General features: G+C 69.1%; 3 protein-coding genes. 2 read left to right on the top strand and 1 reads right to left on the bottom strand.

Translation table 11 applies throughout. The annotated features are described in order from the left end of the window. Together A6M56_RS19890 and A6M56_RS19885 are read left to right on the top strand one after the other, a co-directional pair. Positions 1 to 1183: ABC transporter permease (locus tag A6M56_RS19890; RefSeq protein ID WP_286758366.1), on the top strand; the 1183-nt coding region annotated here is incomplete at its 5' end. Positions 1184 to 1186: 3 nt separating this feature from the next. Next, a complete protein-coding gene (locus A6M56_RS19885; RefSeq protein ID WP_286758365.1) occupies positions 1187 to 2413 on the top strand; it encodes an efflux RND transporter periplasmic adaptor subunit in 1227 nt (408 codons plus the stop codon). 124 nt (positions 2414 to 2537) lie between these two features. On the opposite strand, the gene A6M56_RS19880 is transcribed toward A6M56_RS19885, so the two are convergent. After that, positions 2538 to 2737, bottom strand: a 200-nt coding sequence (locus tag A6M56_RS19880) for a Txe/YoeB family addiction module toxin (RefSeq protein ID WP_286758364.1), incomplete at its 5' end; no start/stop codon positions are given.

Raw genomic sequence — 2737 nt, 5'->3', positions numbered from 1 at the left:
CCCGGAATCCCCGGCGCGCTTCAGGCCCGGCCCGCTGGAGCGGCTCGGGCTGCAGCGCTTCATGCCGCTGTCGCTGCGCATGGTGCTGCGCAACCTGGAACGCAACCCGGCCAAGTCCTGCCTGTCCATCCTCGGCCTGGCGCTGGCGGTGTCGCTGCTGGTGAGCGGCCAGTACACCTTCGACGCGCTAAACGAAATCATCCGCCTGCAGTTCCGCACCGCGCAGCGCGACGACGTGACGGTCGCCTTCAACGAGCGGCGCGACGTCTCGGTCGCCCACAACCTCGCGTCGCTGCCGGGCGTGCTGCGGGTCGAGCCGTACGACAGCGTGCTGGTCAGGATGCGCTTCGGACATCGCAGCAAGAAAACCGCGGTCAACGGCCTGGCGCCGGGGCGCGAACTGCGCATGGTGCTCGACGAACGGGAACGGCCGATCGCGCTGCCGCAGGAAGGGTTGGTGCTGACCAAGACGCTGGCGCGGATCCTGGGCGCGCGCACCGGCGACGTGCTGACGCTGGAGCTGCTGCAGGGCCGGCGCCAGAGCGTGCAGGTGCGCGTCGCGCGCATCGTGGACGAACCGATCGGCACCTTTTCCTACATGGACCGCGCGGCGCTGGCGCGCCTGATCTCGGAGCCCGACAGCGCCTCCGGCGCCTTTCTCGCGGTCGATCCGCGCCGCCAGGCCGAGCTCTACCGCACGCTCAAGAGCGTGCCCGCGATTGCCAGCGTGACCCTGCGCGAAGCGACGCTGCAGAGCTTCCTGTCGACCGTGGCGGAGAACATGAAGATCAACACCGTCGTGCTGGTCGCCTTCGCCTGCGTGATCGCGATGGGCGTGGTGTACAACTCGGCGCGCATCGCGCTGTCCGAGCATGCGGTCGAACTGGCCAGCCTGCGCATCCTCGGCTTCACCCGCAACGAAGTCGGCCGCATGCTGCTGGGCGAACAGAGCCTGCTGACGATCACCGCGCTGCCGCTCGGCTGCGCGCTCGGCTACGGCCTGTCGGCCTGGCTGTCGGTGCTGCTGAGCCAGGAGCTGTTCCGCATTCCGCTGGTCGTTTCCAGCCGCACCTTCCTGATCTCGATCGCCGTGGTACTGGCCTCGGCCGCCGCCTCCGGCCTGCTGGTGTGGCGCAAGGTGCAGCGGCTCGACCTGATCGAAGTCCTGAAAACACGCGAGTAATCCATGGATTCCCGAATCGAAACCGCCGCCGTCCAAACCACCGCACGCCGCACCCTGCGCGTGCGCACGTGGCTCGCCGCCGCTGCCGCCGCCGCGTTGCTGTTCGCCCTGCTCTGGTTCCTGTTCGCGCCCGAACCGGTGCAGGTGGAACTGGCCGCCGTCACGCAGGGGCCGATGCAGGTCACGGTCGACAATCAGGGACAGGTGCGCGCGCACGACAAGTATGTGGTGGCCGCGCCGGTGGCCGCCGGGCTGCTGCGCGTGGAGCTGCACGACGGCGACCGGGTGCAGCGCGGCCAGCTGGTCGCCACGCTCGATCCGCTGCCGATGGACGCGCGCCAGCGGCAGGAAGCGGTTGCACGCCTGGATGCGGCGCGCGCGCTGGCGCGCGAAGCCGGGTTGCGCGTGCGGCGCGCCGACACCGACCTGCGCTTTGCGACCGGCGAGCGCATCCGCGTCGAGCGGCTGGTGGCCGACAAGTTCGTGTCGCCGCAGGCGCTCGACAAGGCGAGCAGCGCGGAAAACGCGGCGCGCGCCGAATGGGCCGCCGCCCGCTCGCGCGAGCAAGCGGCGCAAGCCGATGTGCGCGCCGCGGAAGCGGCTCTCCTTGCCGCCGGCAGGGACCGCACGCTGCCGCTGGCCTCCCCGGTCGACGGCTACGTGCTGAAGGTGCATGAGAAGAGCGCGCGCACCGTCGCCGCCGGCACGCCGCTGGTGACGATCGGCGATCCCTCGCGCTACGAAATCGTGGTCGACCTGCTGTCCACCGACGCGGTCAAGGTCCGGCCCGGCAACCTGATGCTGCTCGATGGCTGGGGCGGCGGCAGGACCCTGCGCGCGAAGGTGCGCCTGGTCGAGCCGGTCGCCTTCACCAAGGTGTCGGCGCTGGGCGTGGAAGAGCAGCGCGTCAACGTGATCGCCGCCCCGGTCGACGACCTCGGGCCGCTGGGCGACGGCTACCGGATCGAGGCGCGCGTCGTGATCTGGTCGGACGAGCGCGCGGTCAAGGTCGCCGGCAGCAGCCTGTTTCGCGTCGGCGACGCCTGGCATGTGTTCGTCGCCGACGGCGGGCGTGCGCGCGAGCGCGCGGTGAAGGTCGGGCAGCGCAACCAGGACGAGGCGCAGATTCTGGCGGGGCTGGCGCCCGGCGAGGTGGTGGTGCGCTATCCGAACAACCAGCTGGCGGACGGGGCGCGCATTGCGGCTGCCCGAGGCGAGGGGAAACGGTAGCCGGGGAAGGCTGGCGGCATCGACCAGCCCCAGCACAGCGGACATTGCTCGCGGCTACCCTGCAGGATCGCGGGTCGATCAGCGCATACGGAAGAACTGGCCGTGCACTTTGCCCGGCACCGGGTTAGTAACGGTACCTGCACTGAGCGATTAACAAAGAACCATCGTCCACTTTGTAAACGAGGCGATGTTCCTCGTTAATTCGTCGTGACCAGTACCCTGCAAGACCATGTTTGAGAGGCTCGGGCTTTCCGATTCCTTCAAACGGGATGCGCATGACCGTCTTGATTAATTCATTTGTTCGATTGAGCATTTTCTTGTCGG

Origin of the sequence: Ralstonia sp. RL, assembly GCF_001683835.1 — a bacterium.
Lineage (GTDB): Bacteria > Pseudomonadota > Gammaproteobacteria > Burkholderiales > Burkholderiaceae > Ralstonia > Ralstonia mannitolilytica.
Note: the sequence above shows the minus strand (reverse complement) of the source record. Positions and strands in the feature narration are given on the sequence as shown.